We start from the raw sequence: 24,758 nt of genomic DNA, 5'->3' as shown, positions 1-24,758 counted from the left end.
TTAACCTTACACACTTGCGCCAACGCGGCGAGCGATAGCAATGCCTTCATCAATGCTCAAATAGCGCGGTGCGTCGGGACGGTCGGCAAATACCTTGCTGCCTTGCTCAAAAACCACGCATTCATCGACTGCCAGCTGTTGCCAGATTTCGTTACTGGTCAAAGGAATGGTGACCAATACGGTGACTTTGTCGTTGTCGGTGGTGACCTCGCTAAAGTCAATCGACAAGTCATCATCAGCAAGCGTTGCCTGCCCAAATGGTGCTTGACGGGTCAAGTAAAACAACAAACTGCCAGCGTATGCCAACTGCCAGCGACCGTTAGACAATAAGCAATTAAACAAGCCTTGTCCTGCCAATTCACGACAAATTTGGGTCAAAAACGCAAACAACGTCGCGTCATTGGGCGGGGCATCAAAGGCTTGTTTGAGGCGATTGAGCAAATAGCAAAACGCTTGCTCCGAATCGGTGCTGCCCACGGGCTGATATTGTGTGCTCACGTTTGGCAATCGGGCGATAAATTCGCTTTGTAATTGTCCATTGTGGGCAAACGCCCATTGCTCGCCCCACACTTCACGCACAAACGGATGGGTATTGGCAAGACACAGTTTGCCTTGGGTGGCTTTGCGAATATGCGCGATGACGTTCATCGCCTTGATGGGGTGATGGTTGATCAAGTCGGCAATCGGTGAGCAGTGGCTCGGTTTGTCGTCATAAAATAACCGCAAGCCTGCCTTACCCATATGGCTGCCAGCCGCAGCCCCCTCCACAGAACTGGGCTCAAAAAATGCGATGCCAAAGCCATCCGCGTGGTGATCGGTCAGCCCACCGCGCCGCCGAAAGCCTGCAAAGCTAAAGCCAATGTCGGTGGGGGTATTACAATTCATGCCGAGTAGCTGACACATGGGAATACCTAATCACGTTACTTTACAATACGTTATAAACAACTATTTATCATTCGTTGCCGTAAAACCACCGACTTCAGGCGGTGGATATAAGGCAATTGTTAAATGCGATGAGTTTTGCTATACTCATCTCACTATATTCAATGTCTTACATTCCACAGTTAAGTTAAGACTAAATTGCGAGTACGCAGTAACTTAACTGGTAAGACGTTTCCAAACACACACTTAAGCTAATTCGTGTCTATGACAATCCTAACGGTAGGATTAGCTTAAAATAAGAACCTAAGATGTACGGTGTGTCGTACGGGCGGTTGCCATTGTCTTAGGTTTGCGGTGGGGCTTCACCGTCTTGCAGAAGGAATCCCCTCACTTTAGGGAGGGGAGGAAGTCAAACATTCGCCCAATGATACGCTGCCAACCGCTTCATCAAATCAGGATTTTTGACCATGATATGCTCACCTGTGCGCCCCTGTTGGCGATTGTAATAAATCACATTCAAGCGCAATAGCCAAAAAATCACCGCCGCTTTTGCCAACATCACAGGCAAGGCGTGTTGCTCAGCATTATTCAATGGGCGCACGGCTTGGTAGCCCGCCAAAAACGCCTGCATTTTGTCGCGGTCAAATGCCACGCGCTCGCCTGTTTCGGCATTGCCCCATGCCGTGCAAAAGTCATTGATGGTGATGGCGATATCCATGACAAACGCCTCCACGCTCACTTCGGTAAAATCTAGCAAACCGCTTAAGACTTGCTTGCCGTCTTTTGCCTGCCATAGCGTGTTATCGGCAAACATATCTAGATGACACAGCCCTGTTGGCAACGCATCATGTGGTAAATTGTCATACGCTTGCCAAATATCGTGCATGAGGGTGGCTTCATCTTTGGGCATAAACTGGGTTTCGCGGTCACGCACCAGATGCCACGGGTACAGCTCCACGCCATAATTTGCTGCAGGGGTCAAGTCTTGCAGCCGCGCGTGCAGCACCGCCAACGCCTCGCCCATCTGCCGACACATATCGCGGTCAATCGTCGTAGGATGGCTGCCTGCTAATTTAGGGGCAAGCGTGATGGCTTTGTTGTCAAAATACAGCAAAAATTCGCCGTTGGTGGCACGTTTGGGCGCAGCGACGGGCAAATCGGTTTTTAGGCGGTCTAGGATAATCGCCATTTTTTGGATTTCGTGTGGTTTTCGCTCTTCAAACAACGTCAATACCCACGATGGCGTGCCTGTCGCGTCGGTTTGTGTTTCAATAAACCAGTTGCTGTTTTTAATACCTTGGGTAATTGGTATAGCACGGGCAAACGCCACGCCAAACGCTTGGCAAAAATCATTGAATTGTTGTTCGGTAAGTTGGGTGTAAACGGACATGGGTTTTCCAAATTCACTTAGATAGCAGCTGGTCGTTGTCTAGGGCGTGCCTTTAATTTAGAACAATAATTTAGGACAAAGTATTTTAAGGGTCGAAAAATGCCTCAATCTGGCAAAATTGCGCTAAATAGTTTGCTAATATTGCCATATTGTCTGCACAATTTGCTTTATTTTGCTGGCGATTGCGTCAATTTTTAGCCACATTATCCAAATCGGGACACGCCCTAGTAATTTAGCCATAGTCAAGCTATGATAACCAACTTAATCGCCAAATTTTTGGGTAAGTGGTGTAGATTGCCATCATAGCACAACCCTTGCCCGTGTCGCACTTGATTAACGCACTTAAATTCACTCATTTAAAAAAGGACTTAGCATGCTTGCCAAACGTATTATCCCCTGCCTTGATGTCGATAACGGTCGCGTGGTCAAGGGCGTGCAATTTGTCGATATTAAAGACGCAGGTGATCCTGTCGAGGTGGCACAGCGTTACAATGAACAAGGCGCAGATGAGATCACCTTTTTGGATATCACCGCTACCCATCATGGGCGCGATACGACGTATCACATGGTTGAGCGCATGGCGTCAACGGTGTTTGTACCGCTGACGGTGGGCGGTGGGGTGCGTAAAATTGAGGATATCCGCCAACTGCTCAATGCAGGCGCGGATAAGGTGGCAATCAACTCAGCGGCGATTTTTCATCCCGAATTTGTCGGGGAGGCGGCAGCACGGTTTGGCAACCAATGCATCGTGGTGGCGATTGATGCCAAACAAGTCGCTGATGGGCGTTGGGAGATTTTTACCCATGGGGGGCGTAAGCCGACAGGTATTGACGCGGTGGATTGGGCAGTGCGCATGGCAGATTTGGGCGCAGGCGAATTGTTGATCACCTCCATGGACGCAGACGGCACTAAACGCGGCTATGATTTGGCCTTGATGCGGCGTATTACCGAGACGGTCAGTGTGCCTGTGATTGCCTCAGGCGGTGTGGGCAATTTGCAGCATTTGGCGGATGGTATCACCGAAGGCGGCGCGGATGCGGTGCTGGCAGCAAGCATTTTTCACTTTGGCGAATACACAATTGGTCAAGCCAAGCAATTTTTGGCGCAGCAAGGCGTGGCGGTGCGCCTGTAGGTCGGCTGTGCGAAATTTTTGCCGCCATGATGCTAAAAACGCTGGCAAAAATGCTATGATAACGCCATTTTTGGCAAATTTTTTGCCGTAGCATCCGCCGTTTTTTATCCGCTTAACTGCCTTGTTGCTGGACGTGCCATGATTGTGCTGACCTTAATTCACCCCCAACCCAACCCCGTCGCGCTGGACTTAGGTTTTGTGCAGGCGCACTGGTATGGGCTAATGTACCTGTTAGCGTTTGCGTTTGCCTATGGTCTGGCGTGGTATCGCACCAAGCGGCGCGCAGACTGGACACCTGATATGGTGGCAGATTTGGTATTTTATGGGGCGATGGGTGTAATTTTGGGCGGACGCATTGGCTATGTGCTGCTATATCAGTTTAGCGAATTTTTAGCTAACCCGTTGTATTTGTTCAAAATTCAGCAAGGTGGTATGTCGTTTCACGGCGGTTTTGTCGGTGTGTTGCTGGCGATGTTATTGTTTGCGCGCAAGTACAAAAAGCCGATTTTTAATGTGTTGGATTTTATCGCGCCGTGTGTGCCAACGGGACTATTATTTGGACGCATTGGCAATTTTATCAACGGTGAGCTGTGGGGGCGCGTCTCAGAAGGTGGCTATAGTTGGCTGATGTTGTTTCCGCAGGCGGCAAATGCTGACTATGAGCAGTTGTCGCTGCACCCTGCGTGGCAACGCATTGCCGAAAACGTCAATGGCTATTGGCTGCTACCGCGCCATCCGTCACAGTTGTATCAAGCGTTTACCGAGGGCGTGCTGTTATTTATTTTGCTGTGGTGGTTTGCTGCCAAACCGCGCCCACGTATGGCGGTGTCGGGGGTATTTTTGCTGGGCTATGGCGTGGCACGGTTTTGTACCGAGTTTTTCCGCCAGCCTGATGTCGGTTATGCGTTATTTTTTGGTTGGATGAGCAAGGGGCAGTTGTACAGCCTACCGATGGTGATTTTTGGCGTGTTGCTACTGTGGCAAGCGTACCGCCGCCCGATTTATGACGGGCTGCCTACCAGCCATCCGTTAGCACATACACATGGGGCACACACACAAGAGACACGCACATGATTACCAGTAAAAATGAAGCCGCGTATTTAGATCTGTTGCGTTGGGTTTTGGCGCACGGTACACCTAAGGGTGACCGCACGGGCACGGGTACGCTAAGCTATTTTGGCGCGCACATGCGTTTTGATTTGACCGATGGTTTTCCACTTTTAACCACCAAAAAAATCCATACCAAAAGCGTGATTTATGAGCTGTTGTGGTTTTTGCGTGGTGATACGCATGTTAAATATTTGCAAGACCATGGCGTGCGCATCTGGAACGAATGGGCAACCGCCGAGCAAACCGCACGTTTTGGTAAGCCTGAGGGCGAACTGGGCGCGGTTTATGGGCACCAGTGGCGCAACTTTGGCGCAAGTCAAAACGACGATGGCAGCTACAACCAAGACGGTTTTGACCAAATTCGCTGGCTGATCGATGAAATCAAAACCAACCCCAACTCTCGGCGTTTGATTGTATCGGGCTGGAACCCCAAAGAAGCAGGCGAGGTTGCCTTGCCACCGTGCCACACCTTGTTCCAGTTTTTTGTTGCCGATGGGCGGCTGTCGTGTCAGTTATACCAACGCTCGGCGGATTTGTTTTTGGGCGTGCCATTTAACATTGCCAGTTACGCGCTTTTGACTCATATGGTCGCACAAGTTTGTGGGTTACAGGTTGGCGAATTTATTTGGACAGGCGGCGACTGCCATATTTATCAAAATCATTTGGCACAGGTGCATGAGCAGTTATCGCGTACCCCTTACTCACTGCCAACACTGCGCCTCAATCCTGCCGTTGATGACATTTTTGCGTTTGATTTTGCCGATATCACCATCGAAAACTACCGATGCCATCCAACAATCAAAGCCGATGTCGCGGTATAACAGCACCGTTTCGTCAAAATAATGCAAAACACACAGGTCAAACATGAGCTATCATCACTTTGAAGTCGCCCAAATCGCTGCCATTAGCCGTAATCACGTGATTGGCAAAGACAATCAGCTCCCGTGGTACATTTCAGCGGATTTACAACACTTTAAACGCCTGACCCAACGCGGTGTGGTCATCATGGGGCGCAAAACCTTTGAATCCATGGGCAGACCGCTACCTAACCGCGCCAACATCGTCATCACCCGTGACACAGATTGGGCAGCGCGTATGACGGACGCGGATGTCATTGTTTGTCACAATCTAGATGACGCACTCACACAAGCCGCCGAGCACGCGCGCGCACGTGAGGTAACGACACTGTGGCTGATTGGCGGTGAGCGCGTATTTGGCGAAACTATGCCAATCACCGATCGCCTAGAGATCACCGAAGTGGACACTGACATACCCGACGGTACGGCATTTTACCCTACCATTCCTGCGGATTTTGTCGCCCAAACAACCAGTGAATGGCAACACGATGACCAAAGCGGTTTGGCATTTCGTTTCATTCACTATCAACGCCAACACTAAAAAAACGCTAAAAATTTAACATAGCCCAAACTTTTTTGTAAAAATCCTATTCAAACCTTGCATATTGGGTTAAAATAGGTCATTTTTTAGCGAGCGCAAATAAGATATCTTTTTTTAAAATTTAAGCGATTTGGTCGTTTTCATTACCAATTTTGTCAAAACTCACCTATCTAGGTGCAAGTGTAAATGCAATTTGCTACAGTTTGTCAAATTGTTACAATTTTGGATAAAAAGCTATTTTGTTTGCTATTATTTTCGGCTAAAATGTGGAACGTTGTACGCCCGTGTGTCCTATCGCCCAGCGGTTAGATGGTTTAACGCACGGGGTTATTTTCCTATGGAGTATACCTCATGAATACCAAACTTATCGCTGTATCTAGCGTGGTTGCCGCTGCTTTAGCCCTAACCGCGTGTAACAAACAACCAGAAGCACCTGCTACTGACGCTGCTTCTACCACCACTGCTGAACCAGCAGTTGTTGAAGTACCTGCTTCAAATGTTGCTGACGCAAACATCGTTGCTTCTACTGTTGTGGTAGAAACTGCTGACGCCTCTGCAACTGCGGACGCTGGCGCAATGCCAATGGACAACACCGCAACTGCTACTGCGCCTGTTGATACCACTGCTATGCCAGCTGACAATGCGGTAGAACCTGCTGATGCCAATGCTGCGCCAGTTGATACCACGGCAGCGCCTGCAGACAGCAATGCAACTGCTATTCCAGATGCATCAAACGCTAACACAATTCCTGATGCCAGCCAACAATAATAAGCCAGTTTTTTTACGTTGATCACGTAAAAGCTGCTTAGCAGCATCTGGCTTATGGTCTAAACCCATAAGCACAACAAACAAAAAAGGAGACGTTGATAGACGGCTCCTTTTTTTTATGTAAGTTTTAGTTGTTAGGTTGGTAAACGCTGCACACCCATCGTGCAGCATTGCATAAGTTGTGCTATTGCTTCATGGTTTGAGGATCAAACTCGGCACGCTGCGTGTCCACACCACGTGCTTGGTGTTCGGTTTTTAATGACTTGGCAACTTCAGGCGGCATATAGTTTTCGTCATGCTTGGCTAATACTTCTTTGGCCTGAAAGGTGTTGCCATTGAGCTCACCTGTGGCGACCACGCCCGAGCCTTCGGCAAATAGATCGGGCAAAATGCCGTGATATGTCACGGGCACGGTGGATTTAAAATCGGTGATTTTAAAATTGACCTGCAAAGGGTCGGTAGTGTCGCGCTGCACGCTACCACGCACCACCATGCCACCTGCGCGAATACGCGTATCTTGCGGTGCTTTACCTGCGCTGATGGCGGTTGGATCATAGTAGTAGTCGGTCTGCTGTCCGATGGCATACAGCACCAACACCACAGCGATCACCGCCCCTGCCAACGTCGCCAACACCCATAGCAATTTTTTTTGCCGCACGGGATTCATGCTAAGGGGATTTGCACTTGCTGTTGCCATAGCTATCTCACTTGAGCCTTACAAACTTTAAACCACTTGTAGCCGCTTGTAGGAACGCGTAAGTGCGGCTAATGTGTTGATTATACCATGTTTTTAGCAGCAAATTGATGCACGTCAATCAACAAAGTAACGGCAAAAAAAAAGACAAAAAAGCGGCACAACGGATCATGTTTGCGCTACTTTTGGGAAGGGTCTTGTGGTGAATTGGCGGTTGGCTGTGTGGCATGGCGTTTTTGCCGACGTGAGGTCTGGCGCGCATGTTGGTTTAGGATGTCGCGCTGGATGCGACGGCGTTGGGCGCGGCTTTGTACCATCAAGCCGATGATGGCAAGCAGCGTCAAGCCATAGCTTGCCCAGACATAACGCCCGTGGCCGCCCATGGCGATAAAATCATTGAGGTTGTCAAAATATGGGCTCATGGTGCACCTTGTGCCATTATGGTTGATACTGCATACTAGCGCGATTTTGCTTGCGATTGACACGCCGCCACCACCCACGCTTTGCCGCGTTCGCGCTGCAAAATCAGGCTGTTGGTGCGATAAATCGCCAACGCCGCCACCAAACAATAGCTGCCCAATAGCATCAGCAGCAGTGGTAGATACATCTCGGGCGGCATTTTTGGGCGCGCGGTTAAAGTGAAGGTTGCGCCTTGGTGCAGCGTGTTCCACCAGTTTACCGAATATTTGATGATGGGTAGATTGACCGCACCGACGACTGACAACACGGCAGCGGCTTTGCCACGGCTGGCGGAATGCTCAAACGCGGCAAACAGTGCCATCACGCCTGCGTACAAAAATGCCAAAATCAGCATACTGGTCAGCCGCGCGTCCCACACCCAAAACGTGCCCCACGTCGGCTTTGCCCAAATCGAACCTGTTATCAAGCTAAGCACACACAGCACAAATCCCACAGGTGCGAGCGCTTGCGCGACCAAATTGGCGGTTTTAATTTTCCACACCAAAAAAATCACACCCAACACCGCCATCGCCATATAAATCGACAGCGCAAGGCTGGCGGCTGGCACGTGGATAAAAATAATACGGTAACTGTTGCCCTGTAGGTAGTCGGGCGGCGCAAACGCCAATCCCCACACGCTGCCCACCGTCAAAAGCAGGGCTGCCAGTGCGGCAAGGTAGCGTACCCACGGCGCAAAAATGCGATAGAATTCTTTGGTGCCAACGGTTTTTAAAAAGCCTTGCCAAGCGCGCGCCCATAGCGAGGCGTTGGGCGCGGAAGTTTGGGCGGCGTTTGGGGTGTGGTCTGCCATTTAGGTGCCTAAGCGTGCAACATCAGTGGGTATCATATCAGCCGACCCAACGATTTTTGGGCGCGTAAATATGTGTTAAATCAGCGGCTTATTTTAGGCGATTTTGGCAAGGTTTTCATCTGTCTTATCAGCTCAACCACGACAATTTTAAAGTATAGCCAATTACCCACGGCGTGACCAGTACCGCCACGATGCTACCTGCCAACAACAATGCCAAAATTGGTAAACCATCCATGCCCATGCCGACACGCTCCACCGCGCCTGTGGCAAAAATCAATACAGGCAACTGCATTGGCAACGCGATCAGCGGCACAAGCACCGCCCCACTTTTTAGCGATAACGTCAAGCTGCTGGCAATCGCCGACAGGCACAGCAACAGCGGACTGCCTGCAACAATCGACGCCATCAACGCCCATGTACTCTTGGCAGGCAGACCAAACAGCGGCATCGCCAACATCGCCAGCACCGTCACCAGCCCTGCGCTGGTCAGCCAATGCACGGCAAGTCGCGCCAACACCCACAAGGGCAACGGCGTGCGCGCTACCATCAACTGCGCCAACACGCCGTTATCACGCTCAGCACGAAACAGCCCATCAGTACCCAATAGCAATGCCAACAGCGCGGCAATCCACACCGCAGGCACAGCAAGCTGGCGCAGTAGATTGACCTCTGTGCCCAATGCCAGCGGAAATAGCGTCACAATCAGCAAAAACAGTACCAACGGATACAGCCATTGCACCGTATGTTGTTGTTTTAACTGCCATTCACGTCGCCACAACGTGCCAAAGCCCACGCTCATTGATTTGCCTTTTTACCCAAAATCAGACCGCTTAACACCTAAACCATAAATGCGGTTAAATCCAATCGCTTGTTAGCAACCTGTAATGTCTGATGACTGGTGACCAACACCGTGCCACCATGCGCCGCGTATTGCGTCATTCGCGCCTCAAGCCGTTGTATCATCGCGCCGTCTAGTGCTGTCAGTGGCTCATCAAGCAGCCACAGCGGACACACGTGGGCAAACCACAACCGCGCCAGTCCCACGCGCCGCGTCTGCCCTGCCGATAGCTGATAACACGCCACGTCATCAAACCCTGCTAAACCAGCCCATGCCAACGCCTCTGCCAAGGCATCCGCCTTAGGTGTCACGTCATACAACGCCAACAAAAACCGCAAATTTTGCGCCACTGTCAGCTGGCTGTCGATACCGACTTGATGCCCGATATACACAGGCTGCGGCGGCAACATCGGTTGTCCTTGCCACAACACTTCGCCCTGCTCAATGGGCAACAGCCCTGCCAACTGGTGCAGCAACGTGGTTTTGCCTGTACCATTTTCACCCGTTAGATGGCAAATATCACCTGCGTTTAGCGTCAGATCGACATCGGAACACAGTACCACCTCACCGCGTATGACATCAAGCCCACGGCAGGTAAGCTGCGCGTCGTGTGGCAAAGTAGCATCAAAGGGGGACAAATTCATCGGCATGTCACAAAAATGCCCGTCAAAGACAGGCTCAATTCCAGTCAAAGGCAAAAAGGCAGGGCGAAAGCTGGGCATACACGTTTTTGCTAAAAAAAACTTGTCCGCATTATACCGAAGCTTGCTAAAATAGTCAGTCTTAGCACCAATTCTTAAGCAATTTTTTAACCAAACGTTGTGTGGTATGTCGCAAAAAAAATCCCTTAGCCTGTTTCAACGCCTCAAACAAGCCTTGAGTAGCAAAAGCAGTGAGCAGCCTGACCGCTTAGCATCCGATGATCAAGCCAATGCCTTGAGCGATCATACCGCCACCGAGGACACGTCGGCCGGTCATACACCAGCGGACGATGCACACCGTGAACCAGACAGTCGCTCGTCTGCTACTTATATCCGCTACAGCGTTCGCCCCAAAGGCGCGCCGATTACTGCGCGTGATATCGAGCATGCACTTGAGCAGCTAGACTACAAATTTACGTATCACGCGCCCACAACAGCAGCCAACATGCCCGATGATGAGCCGCCTGCACCCGTGCACCATTTTACCATGCAAATTTCGGATGAAACGCATACGTGGGGCTGCATGGTGCGTTATTTTGAGACCCAGCAACTGCTGGTGGTTTATAGCATTTTGCCATTTCGGGTGCCTGATAGCCACCGTGCAAGTCTTGTGGTCAGCCTAACGCAACTCAATTATGACTTGGTGATTGGTAATTTGGAATTGGATTTGAGCGATGGCGAGCTGCGTTTTAAAACCTCACTGGATATCGAGGTGACAGGATTAGATGATGGCGTGATTGGCTATTTACTCAACAGTAACTTTGCCATGACCAGCCGTTTGTATGACACGTTGGAACAATTGACGCAGCTAGACACACCTGCCGCCACGCTAAGCGATGCGTTTGAGCAGATGTTATATCTAGAGCAAGCAACGACGTTTTATTTAGCCAGTGACAGCCGCCAATAAAATATTTATGGCATTTTATAGCATGCTCGCCAGCTCTGCCCCTTCACGAATGGCACGTTTGGCATCAAGTTCGCCTGCCAGTTTTGCCCCACCAATCAGATGATACTGTGCACTTGGCGTTTCGCCGACTGTTGGCATGAGGTCATTGACCGATTCTTGCCCTGCACACACCACGATGCTATCGACTTCAAGCAACTGGCTGTTGCCTTCTGCATCGGTAATCCAAATGCCTTCGGTGGTGATTTCATCGTAGCGCACACCAGCTAGCTGCTGCACGCCGTGTTTGCCGATATGCGCACGGTGTACCCAGCCTGTGGTTTTGTTCAGCCCTGCGCCTAGCCGACCCGTTTTGCGCTGCATGAGATATACGTGGCGCGCAGGTTGGATTTTGACTGGCTCAACCAAGCCGCCTGCACTGGTGTAGTCCGCTGCTGTGTCTACACCCCATTCGTTTTTCCAAGATTCAATGCTTTGTGGATGCGGCTCGGCGATCAGTTGCCCATCGGCATTGCGGTGAAACGGCTTGACATGGGTTGAGGTCAAGTATTCGCTGACATCAAAGCCAATTCCACCTGCGCCAATCACTGCAACCCTTGCACCTGCCTGTTTTTTGCCTGATAGCAGCTCAGCATAGCTGATGACATGCGGCAATTCTGCGCCTTCAAGGGTCAGTTTACGCGGTACGACCCCTGTGGCAATGACGATATCATGATAATCCCCTGCCGCCAGTTCTTCTTTGGTCACGGTGTGATTGAGGCGCAAATCCACCCCCAACGCTTGCACCAAGTTGCCAAAATAGCGGATGGTTTCAAAAAATTCTTCTTTACCTGGAATGACTTTGGCGTAATTAAACTGTCCGCCAATCCTATCGCTGGCTTCAAACAGCGTGACGTGGTGACCGCGCTGCGCTGCCACCGTTGCCGCCGACAGCCCTGCCATACCTGCACCCACCACAGCGATGCGCTTGGGCGATTTGGTTGGGCGATAGACAAGTTCGGTTTCATAGCACGCGCGCGGATTGACCAGACACGTCGAGCGTTTGTTGGCAAAGGTGTGATCAAGACAGGCTTGGTTGCACGCGATACAGGTATTAATCAAATGCGTCTCGCCATGTTGAGCCTTTGTCACCCAATTGGGATCTGCCAAAAACGGACGCGCCATTTGCACCAAATCCGCCACGCCATCTGCCAACAATGTCTCAGCGGTGTCGGGCATGTTGATACGGTTGGACACCATCACAGGAATGTCAAGTGCCGCTTTGACCTCAGCAACAACATTGGCAAACGCCGCCCGCGGCACAGAAGTTACGATGGTCGGCACGCGCGCTTCATGCCAGCCGATACCCGTGTTGATGATGGTCACGCCTGCGTCTTGCAAGGCTTTGGCAATGGTGATGACCTCTGCCATCGTGTTGCCGTCGGGCACCAAATCTAGCATGGATAAACGAAAACTGATGATAAAGTCTTCGCCACAAATCAACCGCACCGCGCGCACAATTTCCACCGCAAAACGCATGCGGTTTTCTAGGCTACCCCCCCAGCGATCGGTGCGCTGATTGACATGACGGCTTAAAAACTGGTTAATTAAATAGCCCTCAGAGCCCATAATTTCCACACCATCATAGCCTGCCAGTTTGGCAAGTTTGGCGCAGCGCGCGTAGTCGGTGATGGTGTCTAAAATGCGCTTGTCGCTCATTGCCCGTGGTTTAAATGGTGAAATCGGCGATTGAATCGCGCTCGATGACACCACCAACGGCTGATAGCCGTAACGCCCACTGTGCAAAATTTGCAGCAAAATCTTACTGTCGTGTTTGTGCACGGCGTATGTCACACGGCGGTGATTGACAACATCGGCGTGATTATTGAGCGTACCGCCCAGTGGGGTTAGCCAGCCCTCACGGTTGGGCGCGATACCGCCCGTCACCATCATGGCAACGCCGCCCTTGGCGCGTTCGGCAAAGTATACAGCAAGCTTGCCATAATTAAAAAAGCGGTCTTCAAGCCCTGTATGCATCGAGCCCATGACGACACGATTTTTAAGCGTGGTAAAGCCCAAATCTAGCGGCTCAAACAGGTTTGGGTAGGTATTGGTATTTTGGTTTTCTAGCGTTGTGCTGGCAGATGGATTGTGTAGCATGGTAGTGGACATAGCGTTTTTCCTTAACAGATTTTTCCTTAACCGTGTTTTTGCAACAGCGTCTTTTTTAACTTGGCAGCGCATAGCAAGATAACCTGCCTAAGGCGACACTGACCGCTTCCGTTTGGCAGCGCGCTTGGGTGCGTGATCGATGTGCAAACTGTATTTAGACTAGCAAAAGTCACGCCAAAAACCAACGGCTGCTGACAAAAATTTTTGCCTATAGCGTTCACATATTGCTAAATTAAGCGCTTGATTTGGCAAAGATTGTGTCTATCGCCTAGCGGCGTGGTTCTAAACGCTGGTACCATCTGACATCGCGGTCAAAGCCGACTTTAAGCAAACTTGCTGTGATACGCGCGGTCAAGCCCCATACCGTCTCGCCCGCGATGCTAAAACTTGGCGATATGTACACTTGCTTGCCGTATGGGTAGGCATACGGCACCGTAGGCTGGCTGATCAGCGTCAGTAAATCCGCCCAAAATATCCGCGCGATTTCATCGGCTTGCAGCGTCAAAACCGTATTGGGTGCAATAACGCCAACAATCGGCTTAACGGCACGCCCACTTTTGCCAAATGCCAGCGGCAACTCACCGAGTACCTGCACCGCAGTAGGCAAGATTCCGACTTCTTCATGCGCCTCACGCAGCGCAGTGGCGGCATTGCTGACATCCTCGTCTTCACGCCGCCCACCTGCAAACGCGACCTCGCCTGCATGCTCACGCAAATGCGCCGCGCGCACGCTGTAGAGTATCTGCGGACGTGGCGCGTCAGTCAGCACGATCAGCACGGCATATGGCTGCGGTGTGGGGTCATGCGGCAACGCAGCCAAACGATTGGCAAGCTGATTGAGTAAGGCGCTTTGAAATGACGCCGACAAGGGCTTTTGGTAAACGTTTGGCAAGGCAGTGATTCAACCAAGTTTCAACAAAATACAGTGATGATACAAACAGTGATGATACAAAAAGTAGTGATGCAAAATGCTGCATAGGATATTTTGTAAAATATGCAATCAATGCTACCATATTTTACCCGTGCAACACACATCGCACAGCCAAAAACCCATGCACGCCTCGGTTCACGCATATCACATGCCTGCCATCGCCTGCCACTGATGTCCATTCATGCCTATTAAGGAATACCCAATGGCTTATTGTATGCAATGCGGTCACGCCGCTGATCGTGTCATCCCTGCTGGTGATACACGCCCACGACTGGTTTGCCCTGCGTGCGGCTACATCCATTACGACAACCCCAAAGTGATCAACGGCTGTGTATTGGTGCATGATAACAAAATATTGCTATGCCGCCGTGCCATTGAGCCACGGCGCGGCTTTTGGACATTGCCTGCAGGCTTTATGGAATTAGGCGAAACCATGCGCGACGGCGGCAACCGTGAATGTATGGAAGAAGCCGAAGCACAAGGCGAAAACCTGCAGCTATATTGCTTGTATGACATCCCAAGCATCGGGCAAATTCACGTCATGTTTTTGGGGACGCTAAAAAACGGGCAGTTTGGCGTGGGAGAAGAAAGCTTAGAATGCGCGTTGTTTGCTGAGCAGGACATTCCTTGGGATGATTTGGCGTTTCAAAATGTCATCGAAACGCTGCGATTTTATTTTGCCGATCGACAAGCGGGCGCGACGTTGGGCAAGTTTCCTTTGCACCAAAAAACCATCGAGCGCAATCGCGACGCACCTGACAGTGCCAGTGGTAATCCTTAAGGCTAAGTGACAGTGCGTACGATGCGCCCTTAAAGCCAGTTATCAAAACCACCAACGGTAAATCACCATGATGACTTTATTTTTTTATGAACTGATCACCGCCCATCCCCCCACGCTGTATGGCATCGCGCAATCGGTTGATGCCGCAAGCGTCGTTGATACGATTAACAACAACGTCAGCGACAAGGTCACACAAAAGGTCAGCGAATACCAGATCATGACTGCCTCAGCGCAGCAGATGGTCAAAGACCTAACCGCCCGTGTTCCTTATTTGGTGGTTGCGTTTGTGATGTTTGTGCTGTTTTGGCTATTTTCTATCATCTTTAAAAAAGCCGTTACCAAGATTTTGGGCAGACGTAAACGCCACCAAAATCTTGTAACCGTGTTTCGTCGTATCGGCAGTGCCTTAATTTTGTTTTTGGGCTTTATGGTGGCAATGATTATTGCCGTACCAAGCTTTACCCCTGCCAAATTGATTGGCGGCTTAGGCATTGGCTCGGTAGCAATTGGTTTTGCGTTTAAAGATATTTTCCAAAACCTGTTATCGGGGATCTTGCTGCTGTTGTCTGAGCCGTTTCGTATCGGCGATCAAATTATTTCTGGCAATTTTGAAGGCACCGTCGAAGACATTCAAATCCGCGCAACCACCATCCGCACTTATGATGGCAGACGGGTGGTAATTCCCAATTCTCAGCTTTATACCACACCGATGATGGTGAATACCGCTTATTCGCAGCGGCGCTTAGATTTTGATGTGGGCATTGGCTATGAAAATGATATCGAACATGCCCAGCAAGTGATATTAAAGGCAGTACAAAACGCCTCGACCGTGTCGCATCTTGCCAAGCCGTTGGTTATCACCAAAGCCCTAGCGGATAGTAGCGTGGTGCTCACGGTACTGTGGTTTATTGAAGATGGTACACAGGCCAATCGGGTGGCTTCGATTAACGAGGTGATGATACTGGTCAAACGCGCCCTCGATGACGCAAAAATTTCGATTCCGTTTCCGATTACCACGTTGGAAGTCAATCGCCCGTTGGCGCTTGAAATCCAGCATGATAAATCATAAGGCTAATTACTTGCAATGTTGATTTGTGCATTTTTTAGCCAACGATCATTGATCTTTCGTTAAAACCTATACCAACGCCGCCAAATCCAACGTTAAAAGCCGCGCAATTGCCTGCTCACTTTGCGCAACATCGGCAACCAATGCCATGCGCACATGGTTCATACCTGCATTGCCGTTTGGCGTATCGCGCGACAAATAACGCCCTGCCAATGCGTGAATATTCAGCTGTTCATACAACACCTTGACAAACTGCTCATCATCACGCACAGGCAACCAAAAGTAAAACCCTGCATCGGGGCGGCGCAGTGGTAATTTATCGCCCAATATATCCAACCATAAAGCAAACTTTTGTCGATACAGCGCGCGGTTTGCCTCAACATGGGTCTCATCTTGCCATGCCGCAATCGATGCGATTTGGTGGTGTAGCGGCATGGCGCAACCTTGATAAGTGCGATATTGCGTGTATGGCGCAAGTAAACGCGCATCACCTGCCACAAACCCTGAGCGCAGCCCTGGTAGATTTGAGCGCTTAGATAGCGAATGAAACACCACACAGCGCGCAAAATCCGTGCGTCCCGTCGCAGCACACACCTGCAACAGTCCAACAGGTGGTGTGTCAAAATACAGTTCGCTATAGCATTCATCACTGGCGAGGATAAAGCCGTACTGCTCAGACAATGCCAACAGCCGCTGCCATTGCTCGGCAGACATCACCGCGCCTGTTGGGTTGTTGGGGCTACAGACAAACACCAGTTGGGTTTGTTGCCACACCTCGGGCGGCACCGCGTCATAGTCACCGACAAAGCTGTTATCCGCTGTACAATTGACAAAATACGGTGTTGCACCTGCCAATTTTGCCGCGCCTTCATAGATTTGATAAAACGGATTGGGCATGACGACATACGGACGCGCGCGGTCGTCAGGGTCAAACGTGGCTTGGACAAAGCTAAACAACGCCTCGCGCGTACCCATGACGGGCAGCACCTCATGATCGCTATCCACCACCGCGCCAAATCGCCGCTGCACCCAATCGGCGATTGCCGCGCGCAATTCGGCAAGCCCAAGCGTGCTGGGATAGTTTTGCACCTTGCCCAAGTTGTCCGCCAGCACCTGCAAAACAAATTCAGGCGGCGCGTGTTGTGGCTCGCCAATGCCTAATTTGATCGGCTTGTAATTAGGGTTTGGCGTAATGTCCTGTAACAAGGTCGCCATTTTGGTAAACGGATATGGCTGGAGGGTGGCAAGTTTGGGATTCATCGGCTTGTCGTAAAAATCACTTGTCTTAAAAATTGCTTGTCTATATTGCTTGTCTATATAGTTTGTCCTAACAGCTTTTCTAAAAAAGCCGCCGAACATTGATGGTAAAGAAGCACTGATGGTAAAAAAGCAGGCATTACCCTGCTTTTTATCTGCCTTACCTCAGGCTACACGTCATTACCTAATCCAACGCAATACCCAAACGCTTGGCGACTTCTTCATAGCCTTCAACCACATCGCCCAAGCTTTGGCGGAAGCGGTCTTTGTCAAGTTTTTTCTTGGTTTGCTTATCCCAAATACGGCAGCCATCGGGTGAAAACTCATCACCCAACACCATACGCCCATGAAATTCACCAAATTCAAGTTTAAAATCCACCAACATCAAGCCTGCATCATCAAACAGTTTGCTGAGTATATCATTGACGCGGTAAGTCAAGGCTTTCATTTCATCAAGCTGCGCCTGCGTCGCCCAACCTAGGCTAATTGCCAATGATTCATTAACCAATGGATCACCCAAACCATCGTCTTTATAGAACAGCTCAAAGGTCGGTGGAGTCAGCGTTTGTCCTTCCTCTAGCCCCAAGCGTTTGACAATACCGCCTGCGGCATAGTTGCGAATCACGCACTCAACAGGAATCATGTCAAGGCGTTTGACCAGCACTTCATCGTGTGCCAATTCGCGCTCAAAATGCGTCTCAACGCCTGCTTCAGCAAGTTTTTGCATGATAAATGCGTTAAAGCGGTTATTGACGCGTCCTTTGCGCTCAAGCTGTTCAATGCGCTGCCCGTTAAACGCCGACGCATCATCACGAAAATGCATGATGACATAGTCGGCATCATCGGTGGCATACACGGTTTTGGCTTTACCTTTATACAGTTGCTGTTGTTTTTGCATAGTGGTTCTCAAGTTGTTAGGTGATTGATTCACGTATTAGCGGCTATTGGCAGTTTGTGTGCTGGTCGCCTGTGGCCGTACACTGCTAATGGGCGCAGGCAGATCAAAACGCGTACCTGTGGCGTTGGCAAGCTTAAGCGTGTTGGTGCCTACCTCGGGGACTTGATACAGCGGCGTAAATGGTAGGGTTTGCGCGTCTGCAGGCAGCTCAATGGGTGCCAAACGGCGGGTTTGTGTGTAGTCAAGCGAGTGATCGCCAACACGTTGCTTAAAGGTATTACACCCCGTTACGCCCAAACTTACGCCTATCATCAACGCGCTTGCCAAAACGGCACGCGCATAACTCATGTGATTTAGTGCCATCATACAATCCCTGCTTTGGCTAATGTCGCATCAATCTGCGCTTGGTAAGTGGCAGCCAACCATGTCAAAGGCAAGCGAATACCTTTTTCGATTCTACCCATTTTGTGCAAAGCATATTTGACAGGAATTGGGCTTGACTCCACAAACAAATCTTGGTGCAAATGCGCGATTTTGTCATTCAAACTTTGCGCTTGCTCAAAGTCACCTGCCAATGCCGCTGCAAAAATCTGTGCCATGGTTTGCGGTGCCACATTTGCCGTCACCGAAATATTACCTACCGCACCTTGACGCATCAATTCAATAGCGGTGTTATCATCACCCGATAGCACGTTAAGCCGCCCTTGTAGCGCACCAATCAGCTGCGCACCGCGTGCAATGTCGCCTGTTGCGTCTTTGATCGCCACGATGTTATCCACATCAGCCAAACGCAATACGGTGTCGTTACTGATATCAACCACTGTGCGCCCTGGCACATTATACAATACTTGCGGTATGTCCACGGTTTCAGCAATTTTTTTGTAATGCTGATACAAGCCTTCCTGGGTTGGTTTGTTATAGTAAGGTGCAACCAACAACGCTGAGCCTGCGCCTGCTTTTTTGGCGTGTTGGGTCAGCTCAATTGCCTCAAGCGTGTTATTTGCGCCTGTGCCTGCCATGACATGAATCCGCCCTGCCGCTTGCTTGACAACAAACTCAATGACATCGGCGTGTTCTTGCATCGACAATGTGGCAGATTCACCTGTGGTGCCAACGGCAACCAACACGCGTGTGCCAGCCTCAATTTGCCAGTCAATGAGATTGGATAAGGCTTGCCAATCGATTTCACCATCGGGATGCATGGGGGTGACCAGCGCGACCATTGAGCCTTGTAAGGCCTCTTGGATCGCACTGCGCGCGGTTGGCGCAGAATGTGTATCTTGTACCATAATATAACCTTTGCGTGTGGCAAGCGGATTTGTGCAAGTCGCGCTTACCCATAAACGCGGTGCTACCTGTGGGTTTATCCGTAGCGTACTAAAAATTATCGTTTAGTGTAGCATAAATTTGGCGGGGTGTTGTATGCCAACGATGGAAAAATACCGCGCGATTGGTGGCACTTGTATGACTGTTATGGATTTGATGCATTGATAGCTAAAATCTACAAAAATATTTAGCCACAATGCGCTCACCTATCTAGCACAAACCCAAAAACCGTGCTAAAATACTGCCCTTTTCATGTGCCTGCTATTTTTATTGCCCAAAAATTTGTGTAAAAACAAATTGATGGCAACACAACTTGGTAAACAAGCTTACCTAAAGTATCCAATGGCAAGCGCAAACGCTTTTAGGCTCTAATTACTAACCTGTGAGAATCCTATGGTAGTTATCCGTTTGGCACGGGGCGGTGCTAAAAAACGCCCATTTTATCAAATCGTTGTCACCGATTCACGCAACCCACGCGACGGTCGCTATATCGAAAACATCGGTTTTTTCAACCCTATCGCACAAGGTAAAGAAGTACCTGTACGTATCAATACCGAAGCTTATCAAGCTTGGGTAAACAAAGGTGCACAGCCTTCTGACCGCGTTGCTAGCCTGTTCAAACGCTACACCAAAGAACAAGCCGCACAAACTGAAGCCACCACCGCTTAATTGGTTATTCGCCAAGTTGCCTGTGTGCAAGGTGCATTACTATGCCAACCACCAGCCATCACGCTGACGTCGCCAAGTCATTCGACGAGTCCTTTGCTGAGCAAGGATTGATCAAAATTGGCACGCTAAAAAAGCCGTATGGGGTGCAAGGTTGGTTGTGGGTTTTTAGCGATACCGAAGACCGCGAGGCAATTTTTGCCATGCAGCCTTGGGTGATTCGTACTGCCCTTGGGCAACGTACCCTAACCGTCAAAAACTGGCACGCGCAAGGCAAAGGCTATGTGGTGCAGCTTCATGAAATCCCCGATCGCAATATGGCAGAAACGTACTACGGTGTAACACTGTGGGCGGCAAGAACTGACCTTGCGCCGTTGGGTGAAGATGAACACTACTGGGCGGATTTAATCGGGCTTACTGTCATCAGCCAACCTGACGGCGTAAAACTCGGACAAATCAAAGATTTGTTTGAAACAGGCGCGCATGATGTCATGGTCGTCAAACCCACGCCCGATAGCGTGGATAGTGAAGAACGCCTGATACCGTGGCACAAACAAACCGTATTGACGGTGGATTTGGCGGCTAAGACGGTGACAGTGGACTGGGCGCAAGACTATTGATTTGTCTTGCTAGGCTTGGGTTAAAAATTGCACGACCATAAGGGCAAAATATAAGGGGCTAACGATGTGGTTTGCCGTTATCACGATTTTGCCTGACATGTTTTGTGCTTTGACTGAGTTTGGCATCACCGCGCGCGCTATCAAACGTGGACAAGCTGAGGTTACGCTGATCAATCCGCGTGATTTTGCCCATGACAATTATCGGCGTATCGATGAGCGTCCATTTGGTGGTGGTCCTGGCATGGTGATGATGGCAGAGCCGTTGTCACGTGCGCTTGACCATGCCAAACAACAAGCAGCAGCACGTGGGCTAAACTGCCCTGTGGTGTATCTAACACCGCAAGGCAAAACGCTTGATGAACCACTTGTGCAAGATCTTAGCCAACGTGATGGCTTTATCTTGCTGTGTGGGCGTTATGAAGGTATTGATGAACGCTTGATGGATACGTACGTTGATATCGAATGCTCGATTGGTGATTATGTACTAACAGGCGGTGAGCTGCCTGCAATGGTATTGATGGATAGCTTGATTCGGCGTTTGCCTGCGGTGATGGGTGATGATCAATCTGCCGTACAAGATTCGTTCGTTGATGGCTTATTGGATTATCCGCAATACACCAAGCCATTAAAATTTGCTGGGCAAGGTGTGCCTGAGGTGCTGCTGTCAGGGCATCATGCCAAGATTGCCGAATGGCGTTTTGTTGAGCAAGCGCGGCGTACCCAAGCGCGGCGACCTGATTTGTGGCGTGATTTTCGCCCAACCAAACAACAAGCGCGTTGGCTTAAGGCGGCAAATCTTGCTATCGAGCATTCTGCCGATGACGCAAATTGACATAACCATGCTTTTATCAAACCGCGTATTTGATCAGGGCAATATTTAACCAGTTTAATGCGCTATCAACACAAAAACTTGTTGCAGGTGTGGATAGCATTTTGAGTAAATTTTCATCTAAGTTGTTTAAGATATGACTGGATGAAAACCAACAACAAACAGGGCATATGCGCACGTTCATATACATGTATGAATAAAGCCTCTAGCCCACATTGAGGGAGACCATCTCGTGAGCAACAAACATCCTTTGGTGCAAGCCGTTGAGCAAAGCCAACTAAAAACTGACGTACCAAGCTTTGGTCCTGGTGACACGGTCGTCGTACAGGTTAAAGTACGTGAAGGTGACCGTGAGCGTTTGCAGGCATTTGAAGGCGTGGTAATCGCCAAGCGCAACCGTGGCCTAAACTCAGCGTTCACTGTGCGCAAAATCTCAAGCGGTGTGGGTGTTGAGCGTGTGTTTCAAACCCATTCACCATTGATTGCCAGCATCGAAGTGAAACGCCGTGGTGATGTGCGCCGCGCCAAACTGTACTACCTACGTGAGCGTTCTGGTAAATCTGCCCGTATCCGCGAAAAATTGTCGCTACGCCGTGACGAGTTGGTCGCGCTTGATGCAGCGTCACAAGATCAGTTGCAAGCGCAAGGTACGGTTGCTGGTGATACTTTGCTTGATGCTATGGTGGAAACTGCAGCCACACAAGAGGCGCAAATCCACAATGAGCAAGCGCAAGACCAATCAGTGCAAGACAACGGCGATAACCAAGCCTAATCAGCGTACTTTATACTGTTGTAAAAAAAATCCCGATTTATATCATCGGGATTTTTTTATCCTCCGTTGCCGTAAAACCACCGACTTAGGGCGGTAGATATAAGGCAATTGTTAAATGCGATAAGTTTTGCTACACTCATCTCATTATATTTAATGTCTTACAGTCCGCAGTTAAGTTAAGACTAAATTGCGAGTACGCAGTAACTTAACTGGTAAGACGTCTCCAAACACACGCTTAAGTTAATTTGTGTCTATGACAATCCTAACGGTAAGATTAGCTTAAAATAAGAACCTAAGATGTACGGTGTGTCGTACGGGCGGTTGCCACTATCCTAGGTTTGCGGTCGGGCTTGACCGTCTTGTAGAAGGAATCCCCTCACTTTAGGCAGGGGAGGAAGTCAAGGCAGCTACATTATTTGGCTGTCCAGCCTTTTGGACGTTCGTAGTCGGCATTGTCCAAAAACTTCTCACGCTGCTCATGCAAAAACTGCTTTGCCGCAGGATCGATAAGGCTTAAGTGATTTTCATTGATCAACATGGTTTGGTGCTCAAGCCACTCATTCCACGCCTTAGCAGAGACGGTGTTTTGAATTTCTTGCCCAAGCGCGTTGGGAAATGGTGGATTAGGCAACTTAGGTAAGTTTTGCTTGTATTTGCGACACATGACCATGTGGTCAGCAGGATTGTACGTTTGCATGTATGACCTTTACGACGGTAAAAATGTATGAAAAATCGCCACTTATACTACCAAAATTCGTTAATTTAAGCCACAGTCACTGGCTTTGGTGTTCTGATGGTACTTTTTATATGGTTTTTATTTGTTATCCTAAAACCCATGGATGACAGTTTGATGACATCCATGGGCGCTTACAGTGCAACCACTTGCCGATTGTGTTACAAAAATTGTCCGCTGAAGTATGTCTAAAAACACATCGGTTTGGCTTAAGGCTTGCTAAGCATTCGCGCTGAATGAAAAGCTAGACGGGCAACGCCGCCACGCGCTCACGTCCACGCGCAATCGCGGCTTGCACTTGCTTGGGCGCGGTGCCGCCGATATGGTCGCGTGCATTGAGCGAGCCTTCAAGCGTTAAGTAGTCAAAGACATCATCACCGATTAAGTCACTAAAGCCTTGCAAATCTGCCAACGACAATTCGCTCAAATCCACGCCACGCGCCACGCCTAGAGCAACGGCTTTGCCAACGACTTCATGGGCATCACGAAATGGCAAGCCTTTACGCACCAAATAATCCGCCAAATCTGTCGCGGTGGCATAGCCTTTCATGGTAGCATGCCGCATCGCGTCGGCATTGGGCACCAAGTTTGGCAGCATATCGGCAAATGCCAGTAACGAACCTGTCAGCGTATCGACGATGTCAAACAGTGGTTCTTTGTCCTCTTGGTTGTCTTTGTTGTACGCCAGCGGTTGATTTTTCATCAAGGTCAAAAGCGTGACCATATCGCCAAACACGCGCGCCGCCTTACCGCGTACCAGTTCGGGCACGTCGGGGTTTTTCTTTTGCGGCATGATGGATGAACCTGTGCAAAAACGGTCAGGCACTTGCACAAAGCCAAATTGCGCCGACATCCACAGGATGATTTCTTCACTCATGCGTGATAAATGCATCATCAAAAGGCTTGCTGTATTGGCAAATTCAATGGCAAAATCACGGTCAGATACCGCGTCTAGTGAGTTTTGACATACCCCGTCAAAGCCCAGCAGCTTAGCGGTATACGCGCGGTCAATCGGGTAGGTTGTACCTGCCAATGCCGCACTGCCAAGCGGTAGCTGGTTGATGCGTTTGCGCCCATCGATCAAACGCTCGCTATCACGCATCAGCATTTCAAACCATGCCATGACATGATGCCCAAAGCTGACAGGCTGCGCGGTTTGCAGGTGGGTAAAACCCGGCATGATGGTGTCGGTGTGTGCCGCTGCCAAATCCAGCAAACCAGTTTGCAAGCGTTTGAGTAAACCCAAAATCACATCTGTTTGCGCGCGCAAATACAGGCGAATATCGGTCGCCACTTGGTCATTGCGGCTGCGCCCTGTGTGCAGTTTTTTACCAACATCGCCAATCAGCGCAGTGAGGCGTGACTCAACGTTCATGTGTACGTCTTCTAGCGCGACCTGCCACATAAAATTGCCATCGGCAATTTCTTGGCGAATTTGGTTGAGCCCATCGACAATTTGGCGAACGTCCTGCTCACTCAAAATTCCACAATGCCCAAGCATGGTGGCATGGGCAATTGAACCGTCGATATCATGCTGTGCCAAGCGTTTATCAAAATTCACCGAAGCGGTGAACTCAGCGACAAATTGGTCGGTGGCTTCGCTAAAACGTCCGCCCCACATGCTGGCAGTTTGTGCGTCTG

Annotated in this window: 26 protein-coding genes and 1 pseudogene; 12 read left to right on the top strand and 15 right to left on the bottom strand. The window is 49.9% G+C overall.

Going from position 1 to position 24,758, the window contains the following annotated elements:
• Nucleotides 1-6 precede the first annotated feature (6 nt).
• Complete coding sequence (locus MA2_RS06270; protein WP_067058037.1) at nucleotides 7-903, bottom strand: class II glutamine amidotransferase; 897 nt, start codon at nucleotides 901-903, stop codon at nucleotides 7-9.
• Nucleotides 904-1,291: 388 nt separating this feature from the next.
• Nucleotides 1,292-2,272, bottom strand: coding sequence for a homoserine kinase (locus MA2_RS06265; protein ID WP_067058035.1), 981 nt, complete (start codon nucleotides 2,270-2,272; stop codon nucleotides 1,292-1,294).
• Nucleotides 2,273-2,645: 373 nt separating this feature from the next.
• Here MA2_RS06265 and hisF point away from each other — a divergent pair, with 373 nt between their 5' ends.
• The 5 genes from hisF to MA2_RS06240 all read left to right on the top strand — a co-directional run bounded on the left by hisF (nucleotide 2,646) and on the right by MA2_RS06240 (nucleotide 6,680).
• Complete coding sequence (gene hisF, locus MA2_RS06260) at nucleotides 2,646-3,404, top strand: imidazole glycerol phosphate synthase subunit HisF (protein WP_067058033.1); 759 nt, start codon at nucleotides 2,646-2,648, stop codon at nucleotides 3,402-3,404.
• 138 nt (nucleotides 3,405-3,542) lie between these two features.
• Nucleotides 3,543-4,478: a prolipoprotein diacylglyceryl transferase gene (gene lgt, locus MA2_RS06255; RefSeq protein WP_067058031.1), complete on the top strand. Its 936-nt coding sequence runs from the start codon at nucleotides 3,543-3,545 to the stop codon at nucleotides 4,476-4,478.
• Nucleotides 4,475-5,335 carry a thymidylate synthase gene (locus MA2_RS06250; protein ID WP_067058029.1) on the top strand — a complete coding sequence of 287 codons (861 nt, stop codon included), beginning with the start codon at nucleotides 4,475-4,477 and terminating at the stop codon, nucleotides 5,333-5,335. The genes lgt and MA2_RS06250 overlap by 4 nt, the downstream gene beginning before the upstream one ends.
• A gap of 43 nt (nucleotides 5,336-5,378) precedes the next feature.
• Entirely contained in the window at nucleotides 5,379-5,912 is a 534-nt protein-coding gene (locus MA2_RS06245) for a dihydrofolate reductase (RefSeq protein ID WP_067058027.1), read from the top strand.
• A 351-nt stretch (nucleotides 5,913-6,263) separates the two neighbouring features.
• Nucleotides 6,264-6,680 carry a hypothetical protein gene (locus MA2_RS06240; RefSeq protein ID WP_067058025.1) on the top strand — a complete coding sequence of 139 codons (417 nt, stop codon included), beginning with the start codon at nucleotides 6,264-6,266 and terminating at the stop codon, nucleotides 6,678-6,680.
• 184 nt (nucleotides 6,681-6,864) lie between these two features.
• Here the strand turns inward: MA2_RS06240 and ccmE are convergent, their stop codons facing one another.
• The 5 genes from ccmE to ccmA all read right to left on the bottom strand — a co-directional run bounded on the left by ccmE (nucleotide 6,865) and on the right by ccmA (nucleotide 10,204).
• Nucleotides 6,865-7,347, bottom strand: a complete 483-nt coding sequence (ccmE, locus tag MA2_RS06235; RefSeq protein WP_067058140.1) for a cytochrome c maturation protein CcmE — start codon at nucleotides 7,345-7,347, stop codon at nucleotides 6,865-6,867.
• Nucleotides 7,348-7,553: 206 nt separating this feature from the next.
• Entirely contained in the window at nucleotides 7,554-7,796 is a 243-nt protein-coding gene (ccmD, locus tag MA2_RS06230; RefSeq protein WP_067058024.1) for a heme exporter protein CcmD, read from the bottom strand.
• A gap of 35 nt (nucleotides 7,797-7,831) precedes the next feature.
• Complete coding sequence (gene ccmC, locus MA2_RS06225; protein WP_067058022.1) at nucleotides 7,832-8,644, bottom strand: heme ABC transporter permease CcmC; 813 nt, start codon at nucleotides 8,642-8,644, stop codon at nucleotides 7,832-7,834.
• Nucleotides 8,645-8,771: 127 nt separating this feature from the next.
• Nucleotides 8,772-9,443, bottom strand: a complete 672-nt coding sequence (locus tag MA2_RS06220; protein ID WP_067058020.1) for a heme exporter protein CcmB — start codon at nucleotides 9,441-9,443, stop codon at nucleotides 8,772-8,774.
• 38 nt (nucleotides 9,444-9,481) lie between these two features.
• Nucleotides 9,482-10,204 (bottom strand): cytochrome c biogenesis heme-transporting ATPase CcmA, encoded by a 723-nt coding sequence (ccmA, locus tag MA2_RS06215; RefSeq protein WP_245945268.1) that lies wholly within the window; start codon nucleotides 10,202-10,204, stop codon nucleotides 9,482-9,484.
• Nucleotides 10,205-10,310: 106 nt separating this feature from the next.
• On the opposite strand from ccmA, the gene MA2_RS06210 reads away from it, so the two are divergent.
• Complete coding sequence (locus MA2_RS06210; RefSeq protein ID WP_067058018.1) at nucleotides 10,311-11,090, top strand: YbjN domain-containing protein; 780 nt, start codon at nucleotides 10,311-10,313, stop codon at nucleotides 11,088-11,090.
• A 15-nt stretch (nucleotides 11,091-11,105) separates the two neighbouring features.
• Here the strand turns inward: MA2_RS06210 and MA2_RS06205 are convergent, their stop codons facing one another.
• Together MA2_RS06205 and MA2_RS06200 are read right to left on the bottom strand one after the other, a co-directional pair.
• Nucleotides 11,106-13,226 carry an NADPH-dependent 2,4-dienoyl-CoA reductase gene (locus tag MA2_RS06205; protein WP_067058017.1) on the bottom strand — a complete coding sequence of 707 codons (2,121 nt, stop codon included), beginning with the start codon at nucleotides 13,224-13,226 and terminating at the stop codon, nucleotides 11,106-11,108.
• Nucleotides 13,227-13,506: 280 nt separating this feature from the next.
• Complete coding sequence (locus MA2_RS06200) at nucleotides 13,507-14,106, bottom strand: NUDIX hydrolase (RefSeq protein ID WP_067058137.1); 600 nt, start codon at nucleotides 14,104-14,106, stop codon at nucleotides 13,507-13,509.
• 265 nt (nucleotides 14,107-14,371) lie between these two features.
• Here MA2_RS06200 and MA2_RS06195 point away from each other — a divergent pair, with 265 nt between their 5' ends.
• A complete protein-coding gene (locus MA2_RS06195; RefSeq protein ID WP_067058015.1) occupies nucleotides 14,372-14,950 on the top strand; it encodes an NUDIX hydrolase in 579 nt (192 codons plus the stop codon).
• 67 nt (nucleotides 14,951-15,017) lie between these two features.
• The gene (locus tag MA2_RS06190; protein WP_067058013.1) at nucleotides 15,018-16,019 is read left to right on the top strand and encodes a mechanosensitive ion channel family protein; all 1,002 of its coding nucleotides are present in this window, start codon (nucleotides 15,018-15,020) and stop codon (nucleotides 16,017-16,019) included.
• Nucleotides 16,020-16,085: 66 nt separating this feature from the next.
• Here MA2_RS06190 and dapC read toward each other — a convergent pair whose 3' ends face one another.
• The 4 genes from dapC to dapA form a co-directional block, all read right to left on the bottom strand.
• Nucleotides 16,086-17,276 (bottom strand): succinyldiaminopimelate transaminase, encoded by a 1,191-nt coding sequence (gene dapC / locus MA2_RS06185; protein ID WP_067058009.1) that lies wholly within the window; start codon nucleotides 17,274-17,276, stop codon nucleotides 16,086-16,088.
• 181 nt (nucleotides 17,277-17,457) lie between these two features.
• Nucleotides 17,458-18,171: a phosphoribosylaminoimidazolesuccinocarboxamide synthase gene (gene purC, locus MA2_RS06180; RefSeq protein WP_067058007.1), complete on the bottom strand. Its 714-nt coding sequence runs from the start codon at nucleotides 18,169-18,171 to the stop codon at nucleotides 17,458-17,460.
• 36 nt (nucleotides 18,172-18,207) lie between these two features.
• On the bottom strand, nucleotides 18,208-18,537 hold the full coding sequence (locus MA2_RS06175; protein WP_249024934.1) for a hypothetical protein: 330 nt from the start codon (nucleotides 18,535-18,537) through the stop codon (nucleotides 18,208-18,210).
• A complete protein-coding gene (gene dapA / locus MA2_RS06170) occupies nucleotides 18,534-19,460 on the bottom strand; it encodes a 4-hydroxy-tetrahydrodipicolinate synthase (protein WP_067058005.1) in 927 nt (308 codons plus the stop codon). The genes MA2_RS06175 and dapA overlap by 4 nt, the downstream gene beginning before the upstream one ends.
• Before the next feature lie 430 nt (nucleotides 19,461-19,890).
• On the opposite strand from dapA, the gene rpsP reads away from it, so the two are divergent.
• The 4 genes and pseudogenes from rpsP to rplS all read left to right on the top strand — a co-directional run.
• A complete protein-coding gene (gene rpsP, locus MA2_RS06165; RefSeq protein WP_067058003.1) occupies nucleotides 19,891-20,166 on the top strand; it encodes a 30S ribosomal protein S16 in 276 nt (91 codons plus the stop codon).
• Nucleotides 20,167-20,207: 41 nt separating this feature from the next.
• A complete protein-coding gene (gene rimM / locus MA2_RS06160; RefSeq protein ID WP_079352044.1) occupies nucleotides 20,208-20,783 on the top strand; it encodes a ribosome maturation factor RimM in 576 nt (191 codons plus the stop codon).
• A gap of 64 nt (nucleotides 20,784-20,847) precedes the next feature.
• On the top strand, nucleotides 20,848-21,615 hold the full coding sequence (trmD, locus tag MA2_RS06155; protein WP_067058001.1) for a tRNA (guanosine(37)-N1)-methyltransferase TrmD: 768 nt from the start codon (nucleotides 20,848-20,850) through the stop codon (nucleotides 21,613-21,615).
• Between the two features lie 229 nt (nucleotides 21,616-21,844).
• Nucleotides 21,845-22,207 (top strand): annotated as a pseudogene (gene rplS / locus MA2_RS06150) (50S ribosomal protein L19); the annotation flags it as partial.
• A 589-nt stretch (nucleotides 22,208-22,796) separates the two neighbouring features.
• Here rplS and MA2_RS06145 read toward each other — a convergent pair.
• Both MA2_RS06145 and argH read right to left on the bottom strand, forming a co-directional pair.
• Nucleotides 22,797-23,081 (bottom strand): oxidative damage protection protein, encoded by a 285-nt coding sequence (locus tag MA2_RS06145; RefSeq protein ID WP_067057999.1) that lies wholly within the window; start codon nucleotides 23,079-23,081, stop codon nucleotides 22,797-22,799.
• 280 nt (nucleotides 23,082-23,361) lie between these two features.
• Complete coding sequence (argH, locus tag MA2_RS06140; RefSeq protein ID WP_067058131.1) at nucleotides 23,362-24,738, bottom strand: argininosuccinate lyase; 1,377 nt, start codon at nucleotides 24,736-24,738, stop codon at nucleotides 23,362-23,364.
• Nucleotides 24,739-24,758 lie beyond the last annotated feature (20 nt).

It is taken from the genome of Moraxella atlantae NBRC 14588, from assembly GCF_001591265.1.
Lineage (GTDB): Bacteria > Pseudomonadota > Gammaproteobacteria > Pseudomonadales > Moraxellaceae > Faucicola > Faucicola atlantae.
Note: the sequence above shows the minus strand (reverse complement) of the source record. Positions and strands in the feature narration are given on the sequence as shown.